Here is a 405-nt window from a genome sequence, read left to right as displayed (position 1 = left end):
GGAGGAAGTGTGACCGCGCTCAGCACCGAGGCAGCCAACTTCGGCTGGCTCCTGGACAACTTCGTCCGGACCGTGCCCGGCACTCGCCACACGCTCGTGGTGTCGGCCGACGGTCTGCTCATGGCGATGTCCGAGCAGCTCGACCGCACCAGCGGCGACCAGCTCGCGGCGATCGTCTCGGGCATGTCGAGCCTGACCCGTGGCGCGTCGCGCCAGCTCCGTGCGGGGGAGGTGCGGCAGGCCATCATCGAGATGGACCACCTGTTCCTCTTCCTCATGAGCGTGTCGAACGGCTCGGTCCTCGCCGTCGTCGCCGAGTCGACGTGCGACGTCGGCCTCATCGGCTACGAGATGGCGATGCTCGTCTCCCGCACCGAGGCGACGCTGACCCCGCAGCTCATCTCC

1 protein-coding gene is annotated in these 405 nt (G+C 68.6%); it reads left to right on the top strand.

Annotated elements, in window-relative coordinates; all coding sequences use genetic code 11:
* Positions 1-9: 9 nt before the first annotated feature.
* Positions 10-405, top strand: a 396-nt coding sequence (locus G3I71_RS49105) for a roadblock/LC7 domain-containing protein (RefSeq protein WP_164325479.1), incomplete at its 3' end; no start/stop codon positions are given.

Origin of the sequence: Streptomyces sp. SID12501, from assembly GCF_010550245.1 — a bacterium.
GTDB lineage: Bacteria > Actinomycetota > Actinomycetes > Streptomycetales > Streptomycetaceae > Streptomyces.
The sequence above is the reverse complement of the archived record's forward strand: the minus strand, read 5'-3'. Positions and strand labels throughout refer to the sequence as shown.